Annotated in this window: 18 protein-coding genes; 5 read left to right on the top strand and 13 right to left on the bottom strand. The window is 52.5% G+C overall.

Annotated elements, in window-relative coordinates; genetic code table 11:
* Nucleotides 1–172 precede the first annotated feature (172 nt).
* From ACKWCC_RS02155 to ACKWCC_RS02200, 10 genes are all read right to left on the bottom strand, one after another.
* Entirely contained in the window at nucleotides 173–2,272 is a 2,100-nt protein-coding gene (locus ACKWCC_RS02155; RefSeq protein ID WP_413994252.1) for a glycoside hydrolase family 20 zincin-like fold domain-containing protein, read from the bottom strand.
* A gap of 202 nt (nucleotides 2,273–2,474) precedes the next feature.
* The gene (locus ACKWCC_RS02160) at nucleotides 2,475–3,056 is read right to left on the bottom strand and encodes a PepSY domain-containing protein (RefSeq protein WP_413994253.1); all 582 of its coding nucleotides are present in this window, start codon (nucleotides 3,054–3,056) and stop codon (nucleotides 2,475–2,477) included.
* A gap of 471 nt (nucleotides 3,057–3,527) precedes the next feature.
* Nucleotides 3,528–4,475 (bottom strand): heparin lyase I family protein, encoded by a 948-nt coding sequence (locus ACKWCC_RS02165; RefSeq protein ID WP_413994254.1) that lies wholly within the window; start codon nucleotides 4,473–4,475, stop codon nucleotides 3,528–3,530.
* A gap of 195 nt (nucleotides 4,476–4,670) precedes the next feature.
* Nucleotides 4,671–6,305, bottom strand: coding sequence for a S41 family peptidase (locus ACKWCC_RS02170; protein ID WP_413994255.1), 1,635 nt, complete (start codon nucleotides 6,303–6,305; stop codon nucleotides 4,671–4,673).
* Nucleotides 6,286–6,759 carry a ribonuclease P protein component gene (rnpA, locus tag ACKWCC_RS02175; RefSeq protein ID WP_413994256.1) on the bottom strand — a complete coding sequence of 158 codons (474 nt, stop codon included), beginning with the start codon at nucleotides 6,757–6,759 and terminating at the stop codon, nucleotides 6,286–6,288. The genes ACKWCC_RS02170 and rnpA overlap by 20 nt, the downstream gene beginning before the upstream one ends.
* 100 nt (nucleotides 6,760–6,859) lie before the next feature.
* Nucleotides 6,860–8,728 (bottom strand): M1 family metallopeptidase, encoded by a 1,869-nt coding sequence (locus tag ACKWCC_RS02180; protein ID WP_413994257.1) that lies wholly within the window; start codon nucleotides 8,726–8,728, stop codon nucleotides 6,860–6,862.
* Between the two features lie 12 nt (nucleotides 8,729–8,740).
* Nucleotides 8,741–10,384 (bottom strand): S8 family peptidase, encoded by a 1,644-nt coding sequence (locus tag ACKWCC_RS02185; protein WP_413994258.1) that lies wholly within the window; start codon nucleotides 10,382–10,384, stop codon nucleotides 8,741–8,743.
* 38 nt (nucleotides 10,385–10,422) lie between these two features.
* Nucleotides 10,423–11,286, bottom strand: coding sequence for an MBL fold metallo-hydrolase (locus tag ACKWCC_RS02190; RefSeq protein ID WP_413994259.1), 864 nt, complete (start codon nucleotides 11,284–11,286; stop codon nucleotides 10,423–10,425).
* 130 nt (nucleotides 11,287–11,416) lie between these two features.
* On the bottom strand, nucleotides 11,417–11,827 hold the full coding sequence (locus tag ACKWCC_RS02195) for a response regulator (RefSeq protein WP_413994260.1): 411 nt from the start codon (nucleotides 11,825–11,827) through the stop codon (nucleotides 11,417–11,419).
* Nucleotides 11,824–13,140 (bottom strand): PAS domain-containing sensor histidine kinase, encoded by a 1,317-nt coding sequence (locus ACKWCC_RS02200; protein ID WP_413994261.1) that lies wholly within the window; start codon nucleotides 13,138–13,140, stop codon nucleotides 11,824–11,826. Before ACKWCC_RS02200 ends, ACKWCC_RS02195 begins: the two co-directional genes overlap by 4 nt.
* A gap of 578 nt (nucleotides 13,141–13,718) precedes the next feature.
* On the opposite strand from ACKWCC_RS02200, the gene ACKWCC_RS02205 reads away from it, so the two are divergent.
* On the top strand, nucleotides 13,719–15,566 hold the full coding sequence (locus ACKWCC_RS02205) for a cation:proton antiporter (RefSeq protein ID WP_413994262.1): 1,848 nt from the start codon (nucleotides 13,719–13,721) through the stop codon (nucleotides 15,564–15,566).
* Between the two features lie 287 nt (nucleotides 15,567–15,853).
* Nucleotides 15,854–16,120, top strand: a complete 267-nt coding sequence (locus ACKWCC_RS02210) for a hypothetical protein (RefSeq protein ID WP_413994263.1) — start codon at nucleotides 15,854–15,856, stop codon at nucleotides 16,118–16,120.
* A gap of 335 nt (nucleotides 16,121–16,455) precedes the next feature.
* On the opposite strand, the gene lepA is transcribed toward ACKWCC_RS02210, so the two are convergent.
* On the bottom strand, nucleotides 16,456–18,252 hold the full coding sequence (gene lepA / locus ACKWCC_RS02215) for a translation elongation factor 4 (protein WP_413994264.1): 1,797 nt from the start codon (nucleotides 18,250–18,252) through the stop codon (nucleotides 16,456–16,458).
* 208 nt (nucleotides 18,253–18,460) lie between these two features.
* On the opposite strand from lepA, the gene ACKWCC_RS02220 reads away from it, so the two are divergent.
* From ACKWCC_RS02220 to arfB, 3 genes are all read left to right on the top strand, one after another.
* A complete protein-coding gene (locus ACKWCC_RS02220) occupies nucleotides 18,461–20,869 on the top strand; it encodes a TonB-dependent receptor domain-containing protein (RefSeq protein ID WP_413994265.1) in 2,409 nt (802 codons plus the stop codon).
* 16 nt (nucleotides 20,870–20,885) lie between these two features.
* Complete coding sequence (locus tag ACKWCC_RS02225; RefSeq protein WP_413994266.1) at nucleotides 20,886–23,357, top strand: outer membrane beta-barrel protein; 2,472 nt, start codon at nucleotides 20,886–20,888, stop codon at nucleotides 23,355–23,357.
* Between the two features lie 96 nt (nucleotides 23,358–23,453).
* A complete protein-coding gene (arfB, locus tag ACKWCC_RS02230; RefSeq protein WP_413994267.1) occupies nucleotides 23,454–23,855 on the top strand; it encodes an alternative ribosome rescue aminoacyl-tRNA hydrolase ArfB in 402 nt (133 codons plus the stop codon).
* Between the two features lie 3 nt (nucleotides 23,856–23,858).
* Here arfB and ACKWCC_RS02235 read toward each other — a convergent pair whose 3' ends face one another.
* Nucleotides 23,859–24,332: a 3-oxoacyl-ACP synthase gene (locus ACKWCC_RS02235; protein ID WP_413994268.1), complete on the bottom strand. Its 474-nt coding sequence runs from the start codon at nucleotides 24,330–24,332 to the stop codon at nucleotides 23,859–23,861.
* Nucleotides 24,322–24,978 (bottom strand): hypothetical protein, encoded by a 657-nt coding sequence (locus ACKWCC_RS02240; RefSeq protein ID WP_413994269.1) that lies wholly within the window; start codon nucleotides 24,976–24,978, stop codon nucleotides 24,322–24,324. The genes ACKWCC_RS02235 and ACKWCC_RS02240 overlap by 11 nt, the downstream gene beginning before the upstream one ends.
* Between the last annotated feature and the right edge of the window lie 222 nt (nucleotides 24,979–25,200).

Here is a 25,200-nt window from a genome sequence, read left to right on the forward strand (position 1 = left end):
TTTTTTGGTCCCTGACCCATGAGCCGGACAAGCGGAACGGGCACTTCAAGGTCTCACACAAATGTTGAACCACGGGGCAAACCACCCAGGTTGTAGGTCTTACGCAAAGGGGTCTGCACCCATCATGACTTTGGTTTCATCCCATTTCAGAACAGGGGTTTGCCGGCGGCCCTTATTTCTTTGTGGGGTCTGCGTTTTTCGAGTGGGCCCCGTTTAACAATTCCTGGTCCAGCTTTTCAAAAAACAGCATTTCTGCCCTAAACTGCCAATCGAAGTTCAGGGATTGGTTGGCCAGGTGCACGTGGTGGTCCTGGTCCAGGATATAGTCTGCGGGTTTTTCCAGGATGCGGGTCTTGGCATAAACGGTTTCTAAATTGTTCCTCAAGGTGGCAAAACGTTCCTTTAGCCCGCTGAGTTGCTCCAAGGCCGCCTGCCTTGCTTCCGGGGTCTTGGCACTGTCCAGTTCGCCCAGTGCTAAGAGCACCTGGGGCGCAAAACCGGCCATAAGGTTTACCTGCTCGTAAACGTCCAGGGCATAGGTGTTGCGTTGTGCCAGGGCCTGCATGCTGTCAATTTTCTGGGAAATGACATCGGTCTGCTTTTTTATGGTTTCCGCTTGGGCCAGGCGTTCTTGGTGCTTTTGGGACCAATTGCCCGGGCTTTCCGTGCTGGGAAGGTCAATGACCCCATCTGCCAAGGGTGCCTCCATTGTGGCCAAGTAATTTCTCCTGTTTCCCTGGAGCAGGGCATTTTTCCAGAAGGCCACGGGCGTTTCCAGCTCGTCCACAAAGGCCAGGGAAGCATCCCTGAGGGCGTGGGAAAACTCCCGGTGCCTGTAGGCGGCCTTAAGGGCGCTCTTTTCCCGTTGTGCCCCCGCCCAGGTGTTTTCGGCAAAAGCCAAGATGCCCCGGGTATAGAGCTCAAAATGGGGGGAGTCATCGTCCCAAAGGGTCAGCAGCAGTCCGTTGAGCCCACTGTTTATGCTGTTTACGGCAAATGTTCTTATATTGTCCATATTGCTTTCTTCTTGGGGCATCAGTACCCAACGGGTCTGCCCAGCCGTGGCGCCCATGACCTGAAGCCCGTTTCCACGAAACCATTCCATGGCCTTGGTGTTCCCGTAAGATTCCGGGTCGCTGTAGTTCCAGCGCATATAAATGCAATTTTTGGGGAATTGGTCCAGAAAGGCCAACAGCTTTTCCTCATTTTGGGCCCATACGCTGTCCACCTCCCGTTGGCCCATTTCCGGCCTGAACATCGGGTCGTACACCCCGGCCTGTTTTAAGGGCATGTCATCCCAAAAGATGGGGATGCGATTGTGTTTTTCGGCAAACTGGCTCACTTTGTTCAGCCATATCAATTGCAGTTCCAGGGCAGATTGGCCACTGTTCCTTCCCGTGGTGTTCACCTCGTCTCCGCCCACATGAAGGTACTTTCCGTGGGGCGTGGCCTCGAGCGCATCCAAATAGAGATCAAATTGAACCTCGTAGGTCTTGGGGTCCAAAGGGTTAAAGGCCCAGTCGCTCTCCGGGTCGTCCCTTAGGTTTTCATATTCCGGATGCTTCAAGATGAACGAGGCGTGGCCCAATCCTTGGATCAGGGGGCTTATCTCAATGTGTCTTTCCTTGGCATAATTGCTCAGCTCGCGCCAAGTGTCAATGGAAAGGGCATCGGCCGAGGCCACGGTGGGTTGGCGCACATACCCCAATTTGTCTTCCATTTCCACAATAATGGCGTTTACTTTATAGTGGGCCAGTTTATCCATCAGGTCAAAATAATACTCGGTTTTTTCCAAATGGTGCTTTACGTCCAGGTGTACGGCGCGGTAGGCCAACAGTGGGTAGTCCCTGATGTTGCACAGGGGAAGGTTAACGTCTTGTTCCCGGGCATCCGTTAAGAGCTGCTCCAAGGTCTTTAGGCCGTAGAACAGGCCGGCATCATCTTTGCCGACAATGGTTATGGTCTCGTTGGATATGTTGAGGTGGTAACCTTCCGCCGGCACATCCAGCCCACTGTCCACCGCAAGCACAAGGTCCGCATCTTTTTCCGATGCCGTTGCTTCCAAGGTTTCCAGTCCGGCCCCCATCACGGGAAGCGCCGCGCCTTCTTTTAGGTGATAGTACCGAAGGGAGCCGGATTCCAGGGCACTTATGCCCTGGACATCAAATTCCTTTGCGGCGGGCAACAGGTCAAACACCCCTTTCCTTTCATTTTTAGGGGCACAGGAAAAGAGCAAAAGGGAGCAGGCGAGAAAGGACAGAAACGTTTTCATGACGGGTTGTTTTTCTAAAAATACTAAAAAAGATGATGAGGATGGTTTTAAAGGGGCGGTTGCATAAAGCCGGCCCGGCATTCCTTTGAGGGGCTGCACCCAACGGAAAGGGACCTTATCCATCTTGCGCCCAACAGAGCAAGGCCACTGTGGGCCTTTTTGTTCCAAGAGGGTGCCACCAAGCAAGACCCTGACCGGGAGCTCAGCCTTGTTCCCGGCGCATGCGCTTGGGCCCGTACCACAGCCAGAAACCCGTGCCGGTAAAGATGAGCAGGGCAGTGCCCATGACCGAGGTGTACACCAGCTTAAAGGCGCCCAGATCAAAACCGAACAACTTGTCTATGATAGACCCGTCATGAATCTGTTCCAAGAGGTCGGAGCGGCGTTTGCCGGCATGGAGCACCGCACCGGTGGCACCATCCAGTTGCACTTCGTGGTAGTGGTTTTTAAAGCGTACCTTCAAGGTGCCCTTGTTGGCGCGCACATCCATCCGGTCCACCACGGGCTCGTCATTGGGCCCAAACTTTTCCGAGTAGGCGGCCACGGCCCTTTTTTTAAGTTCGTCCAGGGACAGCCATTCTTCCAGTTCCGTGCTGCTTCCCTGGTAGGTCTTGGGCAAGATCAGGTTTCCCGAATTTTTCTTCCACCCCAAGAGCATTCCCGTGGTGGCAATGAACACAAAAAAGGCAAATAGGCATATTCCCGTAACGCGATGTGCCTTTCTCGTGATGCGGAGCACCTTGGCCTGCCGCTGTCTTCTTTGTCTGTTTTTTTCCTGTTTCATATCCTACGGGCGCAAAGAGCCCCATCCATTAAACGTGTCGTTCACCACTTTGAGCGTGGCACCGAACTGTTTTTTCATTCACCCTATTGGTGTTCATGGGCCACTGTCTTGCCCTTCCGCTTAAAAAGGTAATCCCAGAGGATGTATTGGACTTTTGCCAGGAGGTGGCAAAATCCAATAAAACCAGAGCTTTTGCGATTAAGGCACAGCCATGGCAACGGTGATCGGGCCAAAACCGGCACAGCGTCCTTTTTTGCAGGGATTTGCGGCCGTAACCGTGTTTTTAATGCATCATCTGGGTTAAAAACACCAGGTGTTTTGCCAACCTGAAATATAAAGATACTTTCGGTCTTAACCAGCAAAGATGGGGCATTTGGCCCTTTGTTCCACAACTTTCTTGGCAAGCCCCTTGGCCCGGGCCTAAACCTTGTCATTTGCCGTGTGGTGGGGGCGGGTGTTGTGGCAGGCGTTTTATTGGCCTTCCCCAGGGGTCATCATTGCGCCGATCCGGGAGGTGGAGACGATGGCATCGTCCATATAGACCAGGGCCTTGCCACCATGGATGTAATCACTGTAGTTGCCAATGCCCCATACGGTGGCGCCCTCTTCAAAAAATTGGGTTTGGAAGCCTTTTTTTTCCAAGATCGGGTTACCGTTCTGCCAAAGTGAAAGCGCACCGCTGGCATCAGTGGCCTTTTTATAAAAAGCCTCAAGATGCACCCATTCCCCAACGGGCAAGGGAAGCGGTTCTTGCTGTACAACATAGGACAGACTGTGGGTGTCCGAGTCCTGGTTGGCATAGGTTTTCACCACCAGGCCCAGGTACATTTTTCCGCCTTCGTTGTAAACATCCACAACGGCCATGGGCTGGCTGCCCGCATTGTTGTCCGATTTGAACTGAAAAATGTTCCACCAACCACCATCGTTCAAGGGGTTGTTGTCCTCGGGTTTTTTGGGGTCATATGCTTTTGGGAAGTACAAAAAGACGCTGTAATAGGCCTCTTTTGGGAAGTAGGTGCCGCCCTTGTTCCAGGGCAGGTCCGTCCACCGCATTAAACGCACCGCTTTTGGTGCTCCGGGCGACCCTACGTTACGAATGGTGGCCAAAGCGGCATATTGGCCCGAATGTGCCATTTCTCGGGTGATCTCCAGGGAGCTGTTGGCGTTGTCCGTCTTGAAAATGCCCCCGCCGGCATACTCGTGGCCCGTGCCCTCGTCTTCCCAACTTTTAAAGGAGCGGTCCTCAAAATTGGAGTGCCAAAGCACTGATGCCCTTGCTTCACTGGTCAGTGACTCAATAAAGGGTTTTTTTTGTTCGTTGGGCCCTGTTTCGTCCTCTCCCAACACGTCCTTGGAAGAACAACCAAAGAGGAGCAGGACAACGAGAAAGCATAAATTGGAATGTAACAGCGGTTTCATAAAAAGGGGCCCCAACCCAAAAAAATGGGTTATTTGGAACAGAAAGGTACTCATTTTAAGACAATCCCTTGACCCTGTTCGCCATTAGCCAAAATTTTTGGGTGGTGGGGCACGAAAAATCCCTATGGGCCCCTTTTGCCCGTTCCAGGGATGGACCCAGGGGGTGGAGCCGATAGGGCCTAGAACGAAACTTCCTCAGCTTCCGGCCAAAATACCGGCGTACTTGCCGTTGTTGCCCAAGAGTTCCGTCGCGGCCATGATGGCTTCGTCGTGATTCAGATAATAGTCATAAAGGCCTTTTCTATAAAAATAGCGCTTCACGATCTCGTCCTCGAGGTTTTTCTGTATTTCGCCTTGAAATTTGTCCAGTGCGTTCACTTTTCCCTTTTCAATCTTATCCAGAAGGTCGGTGTAGCTTTGGGCCACTTCTTTTCCCAGGAAATCATTGGCTTCGCTGTCCATTGCTTTTTTAAGGGCCGCCTCTGCCTCGGTCTCAAAAGAGAACCCACGTTCTTTCACATAGTCCTTAAAGGCGTTGAAGTCTTCTTTGCCAAAGGAAAAATCATCCAAACGTTCCAAGCTGTTGGCGTAGTGGTAGCGCGTGGCAAAGTCAAAAATGATGTTGTTCTCCAAAAGGGCCTTGGTAAGGTCATTGGTTTTTAGGGCACTTACCTCAATATCCGGAAGCACACCGCCACCGTCTTGCACCTTGCGGCCATTCCGGGTGGTAAAATCATTGTATTTGGTGTTTCTAACGGCTTTTCCGTTCTCGTCCCTGTGGTCGTAGTCCATGGCCTGGATGCAGCGCCCCGAGCTGGTATAATACCGGGAAATGGTTACCTTGAGCTGGGTGCCATAGGTAAGCTTCAACGGTCGTTGCACCAGGCCCTTGCCAAAGCTCCTTGCCCCCATCACCACGGCCCGGTCCAGATCCTGCAGGCTGCCCGAAACAATCTCACTGGCCGATGCACTGCGGCCGTTAACGAGCACTACCAAGGGAATTTCCGCATCCACGGCATTTTCCTTTGTCCTGTACTCCCGGTTGAACTTTTTTACCTTGCCCTTGGTGGTCACGATGACCTCTCCCTTGGGCACGAAAATATTGGTTACGTTGATGGCCTCGGACAATAGTCCGCCCGGATTGCCCCTGAGGTCCAAGATTATTTTTTCGGCGCCCTGGCCTTTCAGGTCCAGCAGCGCGGCTTTGGTCTGGGATGATGCCTTGGCATTGAACTTGGAGAGCACAATGTAACCGGTTGTTTCGTTGGCCATTCCGTAATAGGGCACGGCATCCACTTCTATGCCCCCTCTTTCAATGGCGGTGGTGTAGGTTTTCCCTTGGCGCTTGTAGGTCACGTTCACCTTGGTGCCATTGGCCCCTTTGAGCAATTCGCTGGCGTTGTCCTTAAAATCGGCCACCTTGATGTCGCCGATCTGGACAATTTCATCGCCGGCCTTTAGCCCCGCCTTGTCCGCCGGGTAGCCTTGGTGCGGTTCCACAATGAGCAGCTTGTCCTCATAGGAGCGCACCAGGGCGCCAATGCCCGAGTATTCACCGGCATTGTTGATGCGGTAGGCCTCCACGTCCTGCTCGTTAAGGAATTTGGTATAGGGGTCCAGGTCTTCCAGCATGTGCTTAATGGCGGTGTCCATCAACGCGGCCGGGTTGGTCTCGTCCACATAGTTCATGTTGAGTTCCTTGAACAGGGTGGTGAAGATTTCCAATTGTTTGGCAATTTCAAAAAAATCGCTCTTGAACCCACTGCCCACCACCATGAAGACCAGGGCAAAAACGGGAATGAGAAGTCGCTTACGGTGTATTTTCTTCATTGATACGGGTGTTGAATGTTCTTAAAAGGCGCTGAATGTGTTTTTCCACTTCGGCAGATGCCGGCACCTCATGGCCAAGGTATAAAAATAGAAACGCAAAGTTGCCTTTGGTATTGTTAAAAACGGGTGCTTTGTGGCGCCTGTAGGCTTCCCGGAGACGTCTTTTTATGGCATTGCGCTTCACCGCACTGCGCACCCGTTTCTTAGGCACGGTCACGGCGACCTTTATGGGCACCTCCGTAAAGGTGTTGGTGGCCAGATAAATGAGCTTGTAGGGGCCACTGCCAAAGCGCTTTCCTTCCGAGAACACCTTGGAGATCAAAACCTGCGACTTCAGTTTTTCCCTTTTGCCAAAGCCATGGGCCTTTGGGTCCTTTGCCCTTGTTTTTTCTGGCGATGCCTCCATGGTGTTACGGTGCTGGGTTTTATCCGGTGTTTTGCCCCCCCTTTCCAAAGAAAATCAATTTTTGCAAAAGAAAGCTGCTGGGATGTTAAACAAAGCGCACCCGGAAAGAGCGGGTGCGCCTGGTATCGTTTCTGCTTGTTTTGGCGCCCTATGGTTGGGCCTGCCAAACGTTGTTCTCCAGGTTCACATCGGCCATCAGTTGGGACGGGTCCAGCACCACGGCGCGGACGTCTTCCATTGGGCGGTCGATCTGAAACCCGTAGGTGGGGTAGGCCCACGGCCAATCTGGAAGCACGGTGCGCTTTAATTGCCCATAGGGGTTGTCTTTTTCGCCCCGCATCATTCGCAAGGGGGCATAGAAGGTTTCCTGACTGCCATCGTTATAGACCACCAGCACGTCCATGGGCATGGGCATGAGCCCAATACGCTCCAGGGTCACTTGGGTTTTTCCGTCCTTGGAGGCCACTTCCTTTATTCCGTAGTCAATGGTGTTGGTGGTCTGGGTCCAGTCCGTTAGGTACCAGTCCAGTTCCATCCCGGACACCTTTTCGGCCGTTCTTTTGATGTCATTGGGAACCGGGTGCTTAAACTTAAAATCGGCATAGTACTGGCGCAGGCTCTCCATGAGCTTGTCCTGCCCTATCACATAGCCCAATTGTGATAGGAATATGGCCCCTTTGCTGTAGGCAGATGCCCCGTAGGCAGCATTGAAGGCGTAGCGATCTGCATGGGTGGTCTGTGGCTGTTCCTTGCCCGAGCGCACCAAGTTGTAATAGCTGTTGTAGGTACGCTCAAAAGGATTGTCCTTGTTTTGGTCCATGATCTCGTTCATGCACAGGCTGGAGATGAAGGAGGTAAAGCCCTCGTCCATCCATTCATGCTTGGATTCATTGGTGGCCAATACCATTTGGAACCAGGTATGCGCCAGTTCATGCACCATCACGCCCACCAAGCTCCCAAAGGAGCGGTTGCCCGTGATCAGCGTTCCCATGGCATATTCCATGCCCCCGTCCCCGCCCTGGATAACGGAGTATTGGTCATACGGATAATCGCCTATGTTCTTGTTCAGGAACTCCATGGCGGCAACGGTCTTGGGCTGTAGGTTTTTCCAATTTTCCAGAATCTCCGGATTGTCCTTGTAGAGAAAGTGCAGGGTGGGCCCATTTTCCATCTGCACGGTGTCATGAAGGTATTCCGGGTCTGCGGCCCACATAAAGTCATGCACGTCCGGGGCCACAAAATGCCAGGTCAGGGTCTTGCCCCGTTGCTTCTTGACCTTGGTTCCGGCGCTCTCGTATCCGTGCCCAACTTCATCGGGGTTCTGGATATAGCCACTGGCGCCCACCACATACTCCTTGTCCAGGGTGATCTTTACGTCAAAGTCTCCCCAAACCCCGTGGAACTCACGCGCAATATAGGGGTGGGCGTGCCAGCCCTCAAAGTCGTATTCGGCCAGTTTGGGGTACCATTGCACCATGGAAAGGGCCACCCCTTCCTTACTGTTCCTGCCCGATCTGCGAATTTGCAAAGGTACCTGGCCCTTGAAGGCCATTTGCAAGGTGGTGCTCGATCTCGGGGCCAAGGGCTTGGCCAGATCAACCACCAGGACGGTGCCCTCCTCTGAAAACGACACCGGCGCGCCGTCTTGGGAAAGGCTCTGGGCGCGGAGGTAGCCCATTTCGCTCTCCGACAGTGCGGCTATCCTGCTCTTTTTGTCTTCCGTGAGCATTCTGCCGTCCGGGTCTGCAATGGTCTGTAACCTGATGTCCATTTCACTGCCCGGCTGGAAAGCGTTGAAGTACATGTGGTAGAACACCCTTTGCAGCGTATCTGGCGAATTGTTGGTATAGACCAGGGTCTGTGTCCCGGAGTACTGGTAGTTTTCCACGTCCATTTGCACGTCCATGGTATAATCCACATGTTGCTGCCAGTAGCTGTTGTTGCCCTGCGCATGGGTTCCCAAGGTGCCTAGGGCGACGATGTACAAGGGAAAAACGAAAAATAGTTTCAAGTGCATCCCACAAAAGATTTAAAGTTTCAACTGTCCTTTTACCACTTTGTCCGCCATGATCAGGGCATTGTAGGCATTGGCAATTTTTCCAGTGGTGGAAATTTCCCGCAACCTGGCCGTATTGGTGTTGTCCCCACCCAAGATCACGGTGGCGTTCACGGGCACACCGGACCGGAGAATGATGTCCTTGACCTGTGCGGCACTCAATTTTGGATACTGTGAGAAGAGCAGGGCCGCAATGCCGGACACGTTGGGTGCGGCCATGGAGGTGCCCGGTGAAAACTTGTAGGTGTTGTTGGGGTAGGCCGAATAGACGTCGGTGCCCGGGGCAAATATGTCCACGTTCACTTTACCGTAATTGGAGTAGGACGCCAACATTTCCGATCCGTATTTGGGGTCCAGGGCGCCCACTGTGATCACGTTGTTCACCATCTCCGGGCCGTTGTTCACCTGGTCGTTGGGAAAGTTGGGATTGTTGGGGTCGTCAAGGTCGGCCCCGTCGTTCCCGGCGGCATGCACAAAGAGCACGTCCTTTTCGGCGGCGTACTTCAGGGCATCATAGACCCACTCTGCCCTTGGGGAGAACGATTTTCCAAAACTGGCGTTGATCACCTTTGCCCCGTTGTCCACGGCATAGCGTATGCCCAGGGCAATGTCCTTGTCATACTCATCGCCATTGGGCACGGCCCTGATGCTCATGATCTCCACATTGTTGGCCACCCCGTTCATTCCAATGCCATTGTTGCGCTCGGCGGCAATGATGCCCGCTACGTGCGTGCCGTGGCTTTCATCGTCCGTGCGAATGTCCGGGTTGCCGTCCCCATAATCGGTATCGTTCAGGTCGTAGGGGTCGTCTCCCACCACGTTACGGCCGTCAAAATCTTCCTTTAGGTTATAGTTCAATTGCTCCGTAAAGTACTTTACCCCATCTCCCAGCTCTTCCAAGACCTCCGGAATGGTTTCCTTGATGCCGAACATCTGGGTCAAGATGGCCACGTTGCGCTGCATGCCCTCATCTTTTGGGGTAACCGCGGCAACCTCTTGTTTGGTGTAGGAATCCTTGCCCAAATGCTTTTTCATGGCATTGTCCGCGTTGGTTACCGCTTGCAGGATCTGTTCGTATTGCTGTTTGTTCTGTTGTGCCTCGGTGCGCTCGCTTTCCAGTTTTTCCCGGGCCTTGGCCAGGGTGGCCTGGTCTCCTATGTTAAGGCGTAGCATCCTGGTAAACTCCAATTGCTCGTGATAGGAATCGCCCAGAAAATTATAGCCGTGAATGTCATCCACATAACCATTTTTGTCGTCGTCCTTGTTGTTGCCGGGCTTTTCCTTTTTGTTGGTCCACAGCACATCGTCCAGGTCTTCATGATCCAGGTCCACGCCCGCGTCCAGGACGGCCACAATGACCTTCTTGCCCTTATTGCCCTTGATGATCTCTTCATAGGCCTTGTTCACGCTCATTCCTGGAATGGTGTCCGCCACTAGGTCCAAGTGGCCCCATTGCTCTTTTTCGGCTTTGGTGAGCTCCTCTATTTTCAAGGGCGTGCTGTCTATGTTCTCCACTGGGGTCAAAATAAGTCCGCCCACGGGACCGGCACTGCCACAGCCCATTAGAAGTGCGCCAAAGAAGAGTGCGCTCGCTGATTTCAAGGGAATTTTTGTCATTGGTGTAAATTAAGGTTATACGTTGTGGTTAATGGTCGTTAAAAATTAAAAACAGTTTCAAAAGTATGCAATTGGTGCAATCTTACCCCTTTTTCCGTCTTTTTTACGGTGCACAACTGGTGGTGGGCATCATGCTGGAAGAAGAGATAGTATTCCTTCTCCGCGGCCTCGTCCAAAAAACGGGCCTTTTCATCCAGGGTCAACAGGGGCCGGGTGTCAAAGCCCATCACGTAAACGAGCGGAATGTGGCCCACAGTGGGTATAAGGTCGGCCACAAAGACTATGGTCTTGCCCTTATGGACAATATGGGGCAGCATTTGCTTTTCGGTATGGCCGTTTACAAAATGAATGCCAAAACCCAGTTCGGAGGTGTTTTCAAAGGGCCCATCGGCCTTGGAAATGAATTGAAGCTGACCGCTTTGCTGCATGGGGAGCAGGTTTTCCTCCAAAAACGAGGCCTTTTCCCTGGCATTGGGCCGGGTGGCCCATTCCCAGTGGTCTTTGTTGGTCCAGAACCGGGCGTTCTTAAAGGCCGGTTCGTACCCGCTGCGGTCCTTGTTCCACTGTATGCATCCGCCACAATGGTCAAAGTGGAGGTGGGTCAGGAAAACGTCCGTGATGTCATCAGCCTGCACCCCGATTTTTCGGAGCGAACGGCCCAGGTCGTGGTCTCCCCAGCGGTGGTAGTGCCCAAAGAATTTATCAGATTGTTTGTTGCCCAGGCCAGCGTCTATCAAGATGAGGCGGTTGCCCTCTTCAACGAGCAGGCTCCGGGCCCCGATATCGATCATGTTGTTCGCATCTGCGGGGTTGGTGCGCTGCCACAGGGATTTTGGTACCACGCCGAACATGGCACCACCATCCAATTTAAAATTTCCGGTTTCCACGGGATAGATGTTCATGCAGCGGGCGGCTTGGGCCGTTCCCTTTCCAGACTTGTATTTAAAGGAATGGGCAAGGTGGTTATGGCGTTGATAAATTAGTGGGAAAAATAGTGAAATGAGGCGGTACGGCCGTGCTATTTAAGAGTTTTTAACGCAGGGCAGGGGCGGCCCCCCCGATAATGTCCTCATAGGGTTGGTGGGCCAAGGGCTTGGAGAGGAAGCCGCAGACCTCATGGTATTGAGCTGCCCGTTCACGATCGCCGGGATCCAGGGAAGAACTCAGCATATAGACCCTACAGGGTTTTGTTGCGGCAGGGAAGAGTTGGCGGTAGGCATCCATAAAGGCAAAGCCGTCCATTACGGGCATGCGAATGTCCAAAAAGATGATATCTGGAAATTGAGGGGTATTTCCCCGGAGCTCCTTTAAATACTCCAGCGCCGCCCCTCCAGAGATTTTTACCGTTATGGAGCCCACCACATCCAATTTTTTCAACAAGGTCTCGTGGATGAAGTTGTCTATTTCGGAATCGTCCACCAATAAGATGTTTTTTGCACTCATCTTTCCTGTGTTTTTTGGATTCGATTGGGAAGAAGCGCGGTGAAGGTGCTGCCCTTTCCTTTTTTTGATTTTAAACTTAGGGTCCCTTGCAGGCTTTCCACGATCTCTTTGACAATGAAAAGCCCGATCCCGGACCCCATGACATCGGATGGCCCCCGGTAGAACATATCAAAAACACGGTCTTGGTGCGCTTTGCCAATGCCCTTTCCATTGTCGCTCACCTCAATGAGGGCCCGGTCTGCATAAGTTACGATTTTAATTTTTATCCACGGGTTTTCTTGATCGATGCGGTGATATTTTATGGCGTTGGAGATAAAATTGTTCAACAGCACGGAGATGCGTCTTTTGTCCGAGACAAAATGGGTTTTTGTCTCCAACTCCAGCCTAATGTCCATGGCCTTCGTGTGCTCAAGGTACCACAGGCGCTCAATGCAGGCTTCCGTCAAGGCCTTGAAATCTATGGGCTCCGTGCCTATGGGGAGATGCCTGTTCTTGGAATAGGCAATGATGTCCCCTATGAAACCATCCAGGTTCTTAATGGCACTTTCCATCATCTTCAACTTGGGCTTTAGCCGCGCATTTGCCGACTCTTCCTGTCCCACTAGGTCCAAAAGGCCCAACAGGGAGCTTAGGGGCGCCCTCAGTTCATGAGAGGCACTGTACACAAATTGATCCAGTACCGCATTGGTCTTCTTCAGTTCTTGGTATTGTTGCTCCAGCCTTTGCTTGGATTCCCTTCTTTCTGTAGTGTCCCTCAAGATGCCTTGAATGGTATCAGGGCCCACGCGCTTGGCGTTGACCTCGCCGTAGAACGTGCTCCCATCTTTTCGGACAAGCTTTCGCTCCTTTAAGACGGACTTGCCGCGCATGAGCTGGTTTAACTTCAATGGGTTTTCCTTTAAATGGGCTGCATCGTAGAGGTCTTTAAGGTGAAGGCCCTTGATGGCCTTTTGGGAATATCCAAACATACGGGCCCCCATAACGTTGGCTTCCAGGACAACCCCGGCGGAAGAGGTAATGAAAATTCCGTCAGAAGCTTGGTTTACCAGTGTCTTGTACCGTTGGTGGCTTTCCCTGAGCTCCCTGTTGCGCTTGCCCACCGAGGGGGTTGAACCCCTGTGCCGTTTGGTCACTCGCCAGAGCAACAGGCCGCAAATCAAGGAAACCAACAGCCCAAGGCCCAGGTAGGGCAGCAAGGCAAGCCCTCCCCACCCTTTGTTCTGCAACAGGTGGGGCCGCCAAGCCCCCATGCCAAGGGCAACAGTCTTGGTCCAAGTGCCCGGGACCAAACTTTCCGTTGCGGAAAAAAGCACATTTTGTTCCCATAAGGCTCTGGCACGGGAAGGGAATTGGGCCAATGCGCCCTTGGCTTGTTCTTGCCCCCAATGGGCATGCGCATTTAACCGCTGTTGCCCGTTGTTTTTTTGTAAAGGAAAAGGTTGATAAAACAGCGTTGGCGACAAGGACAGTACCGCCAAAAAAACAAGCAGCCCTGCGCCCAGCGCATTTTTAGAAAAGAACCTGCCCCTTATTGCAAACATACGATCCGTTCATTGGCTCTGCCCAGAACCTTGAAAATATGGGAAACCTTCCTGATATGTTTTAATGTTGATGGTCAACGGTATTGGACAAAGGTAACATTTCTTACAAAATTGGCCATAACGCCCTATTTTTATGTCCTTTCAGGATTGGGGATTGATGTCCTACAGGCACCCATTGCCAGTGCGGGAAAAAGCTTTTTTTTAAGGATTCTCCCATACTGGGGGCAACCCACCAAAAGGGATAAAGGATGGGGCCATATTGGACGCATATGGACAAAAGGCTGAAAACAAAAGGGAAGATTGCCGCCCCCCTTCTTGTTAATTGCTATTTTTAACCAAATTTGTTTTGCATGATAGAGCTTGCCGGAATCATTATTTTGGGAATTGTGGCCCAGTGGGTGGCTTGGCGCCTAAAATTGCCCGCCATATTGCCGCTGATCTTGATCGGGTTGATCGTGGGCCCGATCGCCACCCTGTACACCGTGGACGGCAGCAAGCTCATTGAACCCATTTGGAACGGAAAAAAAGGACTCTTTCCGGGAGATGGACTCTACTATTTTGTCTCCCTGGCCATTAGCATCATTCTTTTTGAAGGGGGCCTTACCCTAAAACGTTCGGAGATACGCAATGTTGGGCCGGTGATCACCAAGTTGATCACCCTGGGGTCCTTGGTCACTTTTTTGGCCGCGGGTTTTGCCGCTCATTTCATTTTTGGGCTAAGTTGGCAGATCTCCTTCCTTTTCTCTGCCTTGATCATTGTTACCGGCCCCACGGTGATCACCCCCATTTTAAGAAACATTCCCTTGAAGAAGGACGTATCCGCTATTTTAAAATGGGAGGGCATTCTCATAGACCCCATAGGGGCCTTGGCGGCGGTATTGGTGTTTGAGTTTATCAGCGTGGGGGGCGGGGAGGCCTATACCTTTACCGCGCTAATGGAGTTTGGCAAGATCTTGCTCTTTGGCTTTACCTTTGGCTTTACCTTTGCGCACGGGCTGGCCTTTGCCATAAAAAAGAACTTTATTCCCCATTATTTGTTGAATGTGGTCTCGCTTTCCGTGGTACTGCTGGTGTTTGTGGAGTCCGAGGTCTTTGCACACGAATCCGGACTCTTGGCGGTGGTGGTCATGGGCATGGTCATGGGCAACATGGACCTTCCCAACCGAAAGGAGCTGCTCTATTTCAAGGAATCCCTGAGCGTGCTGCTCATTTCCATTTTGTTCATTCTGCTTGCCGCCAACATTGACATAGAGGACCTGCAACTGATCCTCACTTGGCAGACCGTGGCGCTCTTTGCCGTCATTGTTTTTGTCATTAGGCCTCTGGGGGTCTTTCTGAGCTCCTCCGGATCCAATCTCATGCTCAAGGAAAAGCTCTTCATCAGTTGGGTGGGCCCACGGGGCATCGTGGCGGCGGGCATTGCCTCCTTATTTGGCTCCAAGCTCATAGCACGGGGCGTTCCCGGAGCGGAGTACATTACCCCATTGGTCTTTATGATCGTGCTGGGCACCGTGCTGCTCAATGCCACCACCGCCAGGCGCTTTGCCAAATTGGTCAAGGTCTTCCTGACCAAAAGCGAGGGAATTTTGATCATTGGGGCCTCCCAGGTGCCCAGGCTCATTGCGGCCTACCTGCAAGAGAACAAACGGCACGTGGTGGTCATAGACAACAATGAGACCAATGTGAACAAGGCCAACCAACTGGGCCTGGACGCCTTTGAGGCAAACATCTATTCCGATGCCCTCAGTGATTATGTGGAGCTTAGTGATGTGGGTTATGTAATGGCCCTTACCGGCAACTCGGACATTAACAAATATGCCATAAAAAAGTTTCAGCGCGATTTTGGGGAAAACGGCTCGTTTAGACTGGTGGACACCGATGAGATGAACGACCCTGAGAACAACCCAAAGGAAGGGCTGTTCTCCCATACGGACGATTTTGTGAAACTTACCGAAGCTGCCAGGAAGAACCCTGAGATCCACGAAATTGCGCTGAAAGACACAGAACATTACCAGGGCCTCATAGAGATCACCAAGGCCGATCCCTACATTGTCCCCCTGTTCTTGAAAACCCCGGAAGGGGAACTCAAGATCATCCCGGCCTACAGCCAGGAGTTTACCGATATCACAGAAGGCCATACGCTGGCCTACCTTGGGAAAAAGCTTGCCAATGGCCCAATGGGAGAGGTCCAGGGGTAAAACGGTCTGCCCACACTGGGTCAGGTCATCCATACCTTCATCCCAGAACCAATGGGATGATTTCTTCATGGTCCCGAAAGCGCCAAATGGAAAAGACCCAATAAAGCCTTTCATTTACCCAATGTTTAATCTTAAAACCTCTCGCAGCCAAGAACACAAAAGGACACCACGGGGAGGCCAATGGGGCAGGTTGGAGGCTTACCACTGCTTTTACCGTTTACACAACAATTGTTTTGGGGCTGGCGGCCAAAAGGGTAGGTTTATTAAACCAATAAAGCCAAATTAAAATGAAAAAGGTTGTACTAAGTGTCCTGGCCGTGGCCAGTTTGGCCCTTACGGGATGTTCCGATGATGACGACAACAGATGCGCTTCTTGTGAGGTGGGGCTTTTGGGTATGGAGATTACCACGGAGGCCTGTGACAATGGCGACGGAACGGTAACGCTCACAACCTTGGGCGAATCCCAAGTCTTGTCCAGTGAACAACTCGAAGGCGCAACGGCCGCAGAATTTGTTCGGGACATTGAAGAAAATTGCTACACCTTTACCAATTGAACCTAGGGCACCTTACAAAAGCACCAACTGGGAGTGCCCTCCACGCCAAGGGTCGGGCGGGCACTTTCCCTTTTCATTACTTCCCTTGGTGGTGCCCCGACCCTCAGGGGTTGCCCCAAAAACAGCTTATCCCGTTTGCGGGCTAACATGGCCCGAACGTCCTCTGGCATCCTTTTCATGGATGCTGCGGCGAATGATATGCTGAGGTCTCCACAAAACTGGGAGCAGCCCGGTAGAAAAAGTTCAGTGGCCATTGCAAAACCACCATTGCCTGCCGCGCCTTGACACCGCCAGGCTCCGTATGGCCCAAAACAACCAACGAACAGGGCGAAACCTTAGTCGTTCAGTTTCAATACGGCCATAAAGGCTTCTTGCGGCACCTCAACGTTCCCCACTTGGCGCATGCGCTTTTTCCCTTTTTTCTGTTTTTCCAGCAGTTTTCGCTTACGTGAGATATCGCCACCGTAACACTTGGCGGTAACGTCCTTTCTAAGGGCCTTGGTGGTTTCCCTGGAAATGATCTTGGAACCAATGGCGGCCTGTATGGGGATGTCAAACTGCTGCCTGGGGATCAACTCCTTTAATTTTTCGCACATTTTCTTGCCTATGGTCACGGCGTTGTCCGCGTGGATCAGGGCAGATAGCGCATCCACGGGCTGGGCGTTCAGCAAAATGTCCACCCGCACCAGTTTGGAAGTGCGCATCCCAATGGGCGCATAGTCAAAAGAGGCATAGCCACGGGAAACGGTTTTGAGGCGATCGTAAAAATCGAACACGATTTCTGCCAAGGGCATATCAAAGTTAAGCTCCACCCGCTCCGTGGTGAGGTAGGTCTGGTTGGTGATCTGCCCCCTTTTTTCAATGCACAGGGACATGACGTTGCCCACATAATCCGATTTGGTGATGATGGTGGCCTTGATGTAGGGCTCTTCCACGCGGTCTATGCTCGATGGATCCGGTAGGTCGGAGGGGTTGTTCACCACCACCGGGGTTTCCGGATCTTTTCGGGTAAAGGCGTGGTAGCTCACGTTGGGCACCGTGGTGATCACGGTCATGTTGAATTCGCGCTCCAGGCGCTCTTGTATGATCTCCATGTGCAACATTCCCAAGAACCCACAGCGGAACCCAAAGCCCAAGGCCGCACTGCTTTCGGGCGCAAAGACCAAAGAGGCATCGTTCAACTGTAATTTTTCCATGGAGGCGCGCAGCTCCTCAAAATCTTCCGTATCCACCGGGTAGATTCCGGCAAACACCATGGGCTTTACATCCTCAAACCCGGCAATGGCGTTCTGGGTGGGCTTGGCGGCATCGGTAATGGTGTCTCCCACCTTTACTTCCCGGGCGTCCTTGATGCCGGTGATCAGGTAGCCCACGTCCCCGGCCTTAATGCTCTGTTTGGGGTGCTGGGTAAGCTTTAGCGTGCCCACCTCATCGGCAAAGTAGTTCCTGTCAGTGGCCACAAACTTTATCTTTTGCCCCTTTTTTATTTCTCCGTTGATGACCCTGAAATAGGTTTCCACCCCGCGGAAGGGATTGTAAACGGAATCGAACACCAGGGCTTGCAGTGGCTCGTCCAAATTGCCCTTCGGGGCCGGAACGCGGTCTATGATGGCGTCCAGGATGGCCTCTATGCCAATCCCGGTCTTGGCGCTGGCGGGGATCACTTCCTCTGCCTTGCAGCCCAGCAGGTCCACAATGTCGTCCGTGACCTCTTCCGGATTGGCGCTGGGCAGGTCCACTTTGTTCAGCACCGGAATGATCTCCAGATCGTTCTCCAAGGCCAAATACAGGTTGCTTATGGTCTGTGCCTGTATGCTCTGTGCGGCATCCACCACCAAAAGGGCACCCTCGCAGGCGGCAATGGATCGGGACACCTCGTAGGAGAAGTCCACATGGCCAGGAGTGTCTATGAGATTGAGCACAAACTCCTCACCATTGCGGGTATATTCCATTTGTATGGCGTGGCTCTTAATGGTGATGCCGCGCTCCCGCTCCAGGTCCATACTGTCCAGAAGCTGTTCTTTTTTTTCCCTTTCGGATACCGCGCCCGTAAAATCCAAAAGGCGATCCGCCAAGGTGCTTTTTCCGTGGTCTATATGGGCAATGATGCAAAAATTTCGAATATTCTTCATAGCAAAAGGAATATAAGATGTGCGTTGGCCCAGCAATGGCCCGGCCGGCACAATATTGCTGCAAATATAGTTTATTTAACCCGGGTTGTTGATGCCCTTTATGCTTATTGCTGTGCGCGTTGTATCCATTGTTTGTATGCTCAAACCTCATTTTTTGTGCGAAAAGGCGTATATTTTTGTTAGTTTTGATTTTTAAGCCAACCTAACCGTGAGACCCCATCTTTTTGTGTTTTTAGTTTTGGGCCTTTTCCCCTTTGTCCGGGCCCAAGAGGTAAGCCTGTCCGGGGAGGTCAGGGACACGGATGGGGCTCCCTTGCCCTTTGCCTCGGTGTTCTTGTCGCGCGTTAGCGATTCGGTACTGGTCAAGGGCACTTCTGCCAATGAGGACGGATCCTTTCTGCTGCAAGACCTTCCCCAAGGCCTCTATTTTCTCAATGCCAGTTATGTGGGCCGAAACTCGGAACCGGTGGCCCTGGACCTGCGCACCGATATGAAAATAGGCGCCTTGGTCATAGATCAGGGCCACGAGACCCTGGAGGGCGTTACGGTAACGGCCTCCAGGCCACAAGTGGTCCGGGAGGTGGACCGCCTGGTCTTCAAGGTGGCCAATACCGTACTTTCCCAGGGCAGTTCCTGGGAAATCTTAAAGCAGACCCCGGGCGTTATCCTTGCCCAAGATGAGCTACAGATAAGGAACCAAGCCGCCACGGTGTACATCAATGACAGAAAGGTTCAGTTGAGCAGCGAGGAGATCAGAAACCTGCTCGAAAACCATCAAGGGCAGCACATTGCCTCCATAGAGGTGATCCACAACCCCCCGGCCCGGTACGATGCGGAGGGCGGTGCGGTGCTGAACATTGTTACCAGCAAGAACATTTCCCTGGGCTACAAGGGCAATGTTACCACCCGCTACACCCAAGGTGTTTTTCCCAAGTATTACTTTGGCACCAACCATTTTTACAAGGGCAAAAAGTTAAATCTCAGCGCCAATTATGGGTATGCCCCCAAAAAACAGTTCACCGAGACCCGCGGGGAGGTGAACTTCATGGACAACGGCGGCCCATTTGCACGGTGGGACTATGGTTTTGACCGTACGCAGCGCTCCCGAACCCATGCCGGCGGGGTGGTGGTGGACTACACCTTTAACGCGCGCAATGAACTGAACTTTACGGCCAATGCCCAGCTCACCCCGTTTAGCCAATACGTGAACGACCAGCGCACCGTGGCCACCAATGCCGTGGGGGCAGTGGACTCCACTTTTACCACCAATAGCCTGGAAGACGAGGCCAAGAACAACATTGCCGCAGACCTTTCTTACAAGCACCGTTTTGAGAAAGGTGGCAGCCTCTCCTTTAATGCCCACTATACCTATTTTGACCTGCAGCGCAGCCAAGAGGCCAGGTCCGAGTATTTTGGGGCCACAGGCGCTTTTTTCCGGGACTTTCGTTTCTTGACGGAGGCCCGCCAGGACATTGACATTGCCACGACCCAGGTAGATTACAACAACTCCTTCAATGGCTGGACCTTGGACCTCGGCGCCAAGGGCTCCTTTATTGCCTCCAACAGCGCACTGGACTATTTTTCCGAGAACAACGGCACAGTGTTTGTTCCGGGCCTTTCGGACAATTTCAATTACAATGAAGCGGTCTATGCGGGCTATGCCAGCACCACAAAAGATTGGGAAAAGTGGAGCATAAGGGCAGGGCTTCGGGCAGAGCATACCGTGAGCACAGGAACCTCGGCCGTATTGAACACCATCAATGAACTGGAGTATTTTGAACTTTTTCCCAGCGTGTACGTGCTGCACAACATCAACGAGAACCACAGCCTGGCCCTTGACTATTCCAGGAAGCTGCAGCGCCCCCGTTACAACGACCTCAACCCTTTTAGGACGTTTATAAACGAGAACAATTTTGTGGAGGGCAACCCCAACCTCCTTCCCAGTTTCAGCCATAACCTCAACATTGGCTACACCCTGAAACAATCCTTTTTTTTCGACCTTTATTATAGGGACAACGGGGCCTACATCAGTACCCTGAGCTTTCAGGACAACGGCAACAGGGTGCTCAGGGACGTTGCCCAAAATGTGCTGGGAAGCACCTCCTATGGTCTGGACTTTAACTATGGCACTTCCGTGACCAACCATTGGTATCTCTATGCCTATGTCTCCTTCTTTCATGAAGACGAGACCTTTTTGGCCCTGGAGAGCCCCGAACGAGAATTTACCAACTCCTTCAACGGCGCCTACGTGGACCTCACCAATTACCTTACCCTGAGCAAGGACGGAAGCCTCAAGGCCGAGGCCGGCATTGCCTATCTGTCCGGTTATTTGGAGGGAAGCTTCATACAGCGGGAAACCACCAACCTTACCCTTGGCCTGCGAAAGGCGCTCTGGAAAGACCGGGCCCAGATCAGTGTGGCCGCAAACGATGTTTTGGGGCGTGCCAACGGGGCTGTTTTTTCACGCTATTTAAATCAAGACAACGGGTACCTAGTGGTTCCCGAGACCCAGTTTGTGCGTTTTGGCTTCACCTATAACTTTGGCAATTTCAGGCTACGCGACAACGAGCGTGAATTGGAAAAGGAAGAGCGAGACCGCCTGGGCACTGGGCAATAACATAGCATTACAACAAATGAAAACACACCATGACCCAATTAAGCAAGGCCGGCACGGCCAAAGCGCACCAAGTATTGGAACCAGGGGCAGGTACCCCGTTCTTATGCTCTTGTTCCTTTGTGCGGCGGCAGGGCTGGCGCAGGAGTTTTCCTTGGGGGGCAGGGTGCTGGACGGGGATCAAAACCCCCTTCCCTTTGCCAATGTGCTCCTAAAAACAACCGATTCCGTTGTCGTGGCGGGAACCGCAACGGATGACGGGGGCCATTTTATCTTTGACAACCTGGCACCGGGCCGCTATCTTTTGCAGGCCAGTTACATACGGAACACCTCTGGGGCCAGGGAAGTGGAGGTGCGGGAAGACACCCAGATCGGCAACCTCATCATCCAAGAGAGCGCACAGCAGCTGGAGGGGGTTACGGTTACCTACAAAAAGCCCAAATTGGAGCGCAAAGTGGACCGTCTGGTGTTTAACGTGGCCAATACCGCCATTGTGGACGGTACCCTTTGGGAGCTTTTAAAGGCCACCCCCAGTGTCACGGAGGTAAAGGGGATGCTGAGCGTAAAGGGAAACACCGCCGTACGGGTCATGATCAACGGTAGGCCCGTTAACCTGCCCAGGGAAGACGTACAGAACCTGCTCTCCGGTACCTCGGCCAGCAGCGTGGCGGCCATTGAGGTCATTACCAATCCGCCGGCCAAGTACAGCGCCGAGGACGGGGTGCTCATTGATATAAAAATGGACAAAAATGTGGTGGCCGGATACAATGGGGCCTTGTTCAACAGGTACCGGCAAGGGGTCTTTGCCAAACACACCGTGGGAACGGACCAATTTTTTAAGGGAAAGAAGCTGGATTTTTCCGTGAACTACAGCTTTACCCGGGACAAATGGCTCACCCGCTACACGGACAACACCAATTTTATGGGCGCCGCCAACCAGCAGGACCAACTGTGGACGGCCAACCAGGACCGCACACAGCGAAGACAGCGGCATAACGTGAGCGCTTTTTTGGACTATAAGATAAACGACCGCAACACCCTGAGTTTTTCCACCATTAACGCCTTGAGCCCAAAGGTGAACACCTTGGACGATTCCAGGACCTTGATCACAGGCCCCAACGCAGATTTGCTCTCCAGCTTTACCACGGCAAACACCTCTTTCCGGGAACAGGCCAACGCCTCCTTCTACGGGGACTGGGTCCACAAGCTGAAAAAGGAAGGGGCAGAGGTGTCCGTTAATGCCCATTATACCTACTATGACGATCAGAGCTCACAGGACCTGCAGACCGATTTTTTGGACCTGGACGGCGCCCTTACCGGGGAAAACGATTTTACCACCCTCTCCCAGCAGACCATACATCTCTTTACCGCCCAAGTGGACCATTCCCTGCCCCTGGGCGACAAGGCCCGTTTTGAAACGGGCCTGCGCTATGCCGGCATTGCCTCGGAAAGCACCATTTTGCAGGAGGGCTTTGACCGAAACCAACCGGGCATTAACCCCACCGAGGCCGGCGTCTTCAATTATGATGAGGATATTTACGCCGGGTATGTGAGCTATGACAACAGATGGGAGCACTGGCGCTTGCGAACGGGGCTCAGGGCAGAGCACACGGAAACCCTGGGCGACCTGGACATTGACCCCGAGCCCATACGGCGGTCTTATCTGGAATGGTTCCCCTCCCTTTCCCTGCAGTACAATAAATCCGAGCAGCACAGTTATGTGTTTCAGTATTACCGCCGCATCCAGCGGCCAAGGTACAATACCATAAACCCGTTTCAGTACTTTCAGAACAACTTTACCGTGGCAGAGGGCAATCCGGCCCTTTTGCCCACCATAAGCACCCGCTTTTCCCTGGGCTATACCTTTGATGACACCTATACGTTGGAATTTATCTATGACCACAACAGGGACCGCTTCCGGGAACAGGTCTTTCAGGACAATGCCTCCAATCTCTTGCGCTTTGTGAACGTGAACTTGGAACGGAACTACAGCTATGGCCTTGACTTTACCTTTGACAAGGACATTGCGCCATTTTGGAACAGCTATGTGCTCTTTGCCTATTTCTTTCAGAACGATGTGTTCACGGACCTTGGCACGGGCCTGCCCATAGAAAATTCCATTCACACTTTCATTGCCCGCAGCTACCAGACCTTTACCTTTCTGGAAGACCAAAGCTTGTTGCTGGACCTTTCCTTCTACTACGGTTCTCCAATGATACGGGGAAACCAGCGCATTGATGCCATTCACGGACTGGACCTTATGCTGCGCAAGAGCATCTGGAACAAAGCGGGCAGCATCTCCATTGGGGTCACGGACATCTTTAACAGGCTCAACGTGTTTAGCCGCCGCCAGTTTCTGGACCAGGACAACACCACCTTTACCCGGCAGGAGAACCGGCTGTTCACTTTCGGTTTTCGCTATAAATTTGGCAATACCGGCATACGGGACAACTACAAGCGCAAAAGGGTAAGCGAGCGCAACCGGCTTTGATCTGGGTTTACGCGCTCCTGCCCTCCCTGTTTTGTTTGGTCCGAAAGGCCCCATGGGCCTAAGCGGGGTTTTGTTATTTTTGTGAAAAACCAGGAAATGGACAAGTCCAAAGTGCTTCAAGAACTACAGTTCAAGGCCATAAGAAGTGGGGGTCCCGGGGGGCAGCACGCCAACAAGGTGTCTTCCAAGGTGGTGTTGGTCTTTGACCTTGCCCATTCCACCGGACTGTCCGATGCCGAAAAAATACGGTTGGCGACCAAGTTGGCCAATAGGCTCAACAAAGACGGGACATGGGCACTGCAATGCGATAGGCATCGCAGTCAGCATCAAAACAAGGAGGAGGTGATCAAACGATTTTTTGTCCTGCTCAAGCAAGCCCTGCGGGTGCCCAAAAAACGAAAGGCCAGTGCACCCTCACGTTCGGCCATGGAGAAAAGGCTGCGCGCCAAGAAAAGAAATGCCCAAAAAAAGGCAGATCGTGCCCGGCCGGAGCACTAGGGCCTAGGCCAGCCCAAGAATTTCAAAAGACCGTTCCCGAAAGCTCAGGGTCTGGTGCAGCTTGCCGCCCAATAGGGCCTGCCCAATGGGAGATGGTGCCGAAACACAATGAACACGGTCCTCCCCATCTTTGAATTCCCCTGCCGAGATGGCAATGTAATACAGCCCTTGGGACGTTTTTACAAGACTGCCCACCCCAACCTGTGCCTTGCCCTGATGTTTGGCCAGTTTGTTCAGCAGCTCGTTTTCTTTTTCAAGGAGCACCAACTGGCGTCCCAACTTCTCCCGCTCCAGGTGCAGCATGGCCCGTGCGGTCTCGTGCTTGTCCCCGGCACTGCTCTTGGTCTCTGCGGTGAGCCCCGCCTTGATGTCTTCCAATTGCCCTAGGATGCGTTCCATACGGGTGCGCACGCTTTCCTTGCAGTGGGCGTGGGCACGTGCTTTTTGTTCACGGAGAAAGTCGGGCTTATTCTTCAAGGTGGTAAAGATCTGCCAGCTTATAGATGAGAAAGAGCACCATTTTTTCGTTGGAGGCTCCCGCCAGCATCATTTTTTCAATGGCCGCTTGGTTTTCTGCCTTAAAATAGGCAAGGTCGCCGGAACGGTGCCCACCAAACAGGTTCCAAGATTTCAGCCCGTTGAGCATGGCCCTGTGGGCCTTGAATTGTTGGGAGGCTGTTTCCTGTTCCTTTTTCAAGGCTTTTCTGTTGTTTGGACCGGCGGCCTTGAGGCGGTCTTGGGTCAATAGGTAGTTGGCCTCCAAACGGGCGTCCGCCTTCTCGGCGTCGGATAAAATCCTGAAATAGGCCCTGGAAACCAAGGCGTCATAGGTTTTGTAAAAACCCACAAGGGAGGGGCTTGCCCTTGGTGTTTCCGGAAGCGCCCCATTTTCTTCCAGGCCGGCGTAAAGGACATCGGGCCTGTTTTCCCGGGAGGCACGCAAGGCATCTTCCCAGGCCTTGCTTTTTACGATCTGCCGCCATAGGGCATTGTAATTTCTTTCATAGTCGGTCTGGGCAAGACCGCAGCCCAGAAGCAACAAGGGCAGTAGTGCCAAGGCCACTTTTTTCATGATCTTAACACTGCGGGGGTTCCGTATGCGCCGTGTGCACTTTGTTTTCATTTTCAGATAGTGTCCGTACTGCCTCCTTATCTGGAAATTTGGCCGTTCCAAACCAAATGGACAGACCACAAGATAACAAGAAAATACGGATGCTGTACCCAATACCACCTTCCCAATTGATAAATGGCCCATAAATTGTTTCTTTTATGGAGTGAAAAAAAAACGTAATTTCTTTCATTGATTGGCACCGCCAAAGGGTTGGATACTCCGAGGCTTGCCTCG

The organism is Maribacter aquimarinus, assembly GCF_047345505.1.
Lineage (GTDB): Bacteria > Bacteroidota > Bacteroidia > Flavobacteriales > Flavobacteriaceae > Maribacter.

What these genes read in the sequence shown, in the direction of transcription:
- ACKWCC_RS02155 (WP_413994252.1), bottom strand. Translation starts at nt 2,272, where the DNA reads ATGAAAACGTTTCTGTCCTTTCTCGCCTGCTCCCTTTTGCTCTTTTCC.
- ACKWCC_RS02225 (WP_413994266.1), top strand. Translation starts at nt 20,886, where the DNA reads ATGAAAACACACCATGACCCAATTAAGCAAGGCCGGCACGGCCAAAGC.
- ACKWCC_RS02180 (WP_413994257.1), bottom strand. Translation starts at nt 8,728, where the DNA reads ATGCACTTGAAACTATTTTTCGTTTTTCCCTTGTACATCGTCGCCCTA.
- ACKWCC_RS02190 (WP_413994259.1), bottom strand. Translation starts at nt 11,286, where the DNA reads ATGAACATCTATCCCGTGGAAACCGGAAATTTTAAATTGGATGGTGGT.
- ACKWCC_RS02240 (WP_413994269.1), bottom strand. Translation starts at nt 24,978, where the DNA reads ATGAAAACAAAGTGCACACGGCGCATACGGAACCCCCGCAGTGTTAAG.
- arfB (WP_413994267.1), top strand. Translation starts at nt 23,454, where the DNA reads ATGGACAAGTCCAAAGTGCTTCAAGAACTACAGTTCAAGGCCATAAGA.
- ACKWCC_RS02195 (WP_413994260.1), bottom strand. Translation starts at nt 11,827, where the DNA reads ATGAGTGCAAAAAACATCTTATTGGTGGACGATTCCGAAATAGACAAC.
- ACKWCC_RS02185 (WP_413994258.1), bottom strand. Translation starts at nt 10,384, where the DNA reads ATGACAAAAATTCCCTTGAAATCAGCGAGCGCACTCTTCTTTGGCGCA.
- ACKWCC_RS02210 (WP_413994263.1), top strand. Translation starts at nt 15,854, where the DNA reads ATGAAAAAGGTTGTACTAAGTGTCCTGGCCGTGGCCAGTTTGGCCCTT.
- ACKWCC_RS02205 (WP_413994262.1), top strand. Translation starts at nt 13,719, where the DNA reads ATGATAGAGCTTGCCGGAATCATTATTTTGGGAATTGTGGCCCAGTGG.
- ACKWCC_RS02165 (WP_413994254.1), bottom strand. Translation starts at nt 4,475, where the DNA reads ATGAAACCGCTGTTACATTCCAATTTATGCTTTCTCGTTGTCCTGCTC.
- ACKWCC_RS02160 (WP_413994253.1), bottom strand. Translation starts at nt 3,056, where the DNA reads ATGAAACAGGAAAAAAACAGACAAAGAAGACAGCGGCAGGCCAAGGTG.
- ACKWCC_RS02170 (WP_413994255.1), bottom strand. Translation starts at nt 6,305, where the DNA reads ATGAAGAAAATACACCGTAAGCGACTTCTCATTCCCGTTTTTGCCCTG.
- lepA (WP_413994264.1), bottom strand. Translation starts at nt 18,252, where the DNA reads ATGAAGAATATTCGAAATTTTTGCATCATTGCCCATATAGACCACGGA.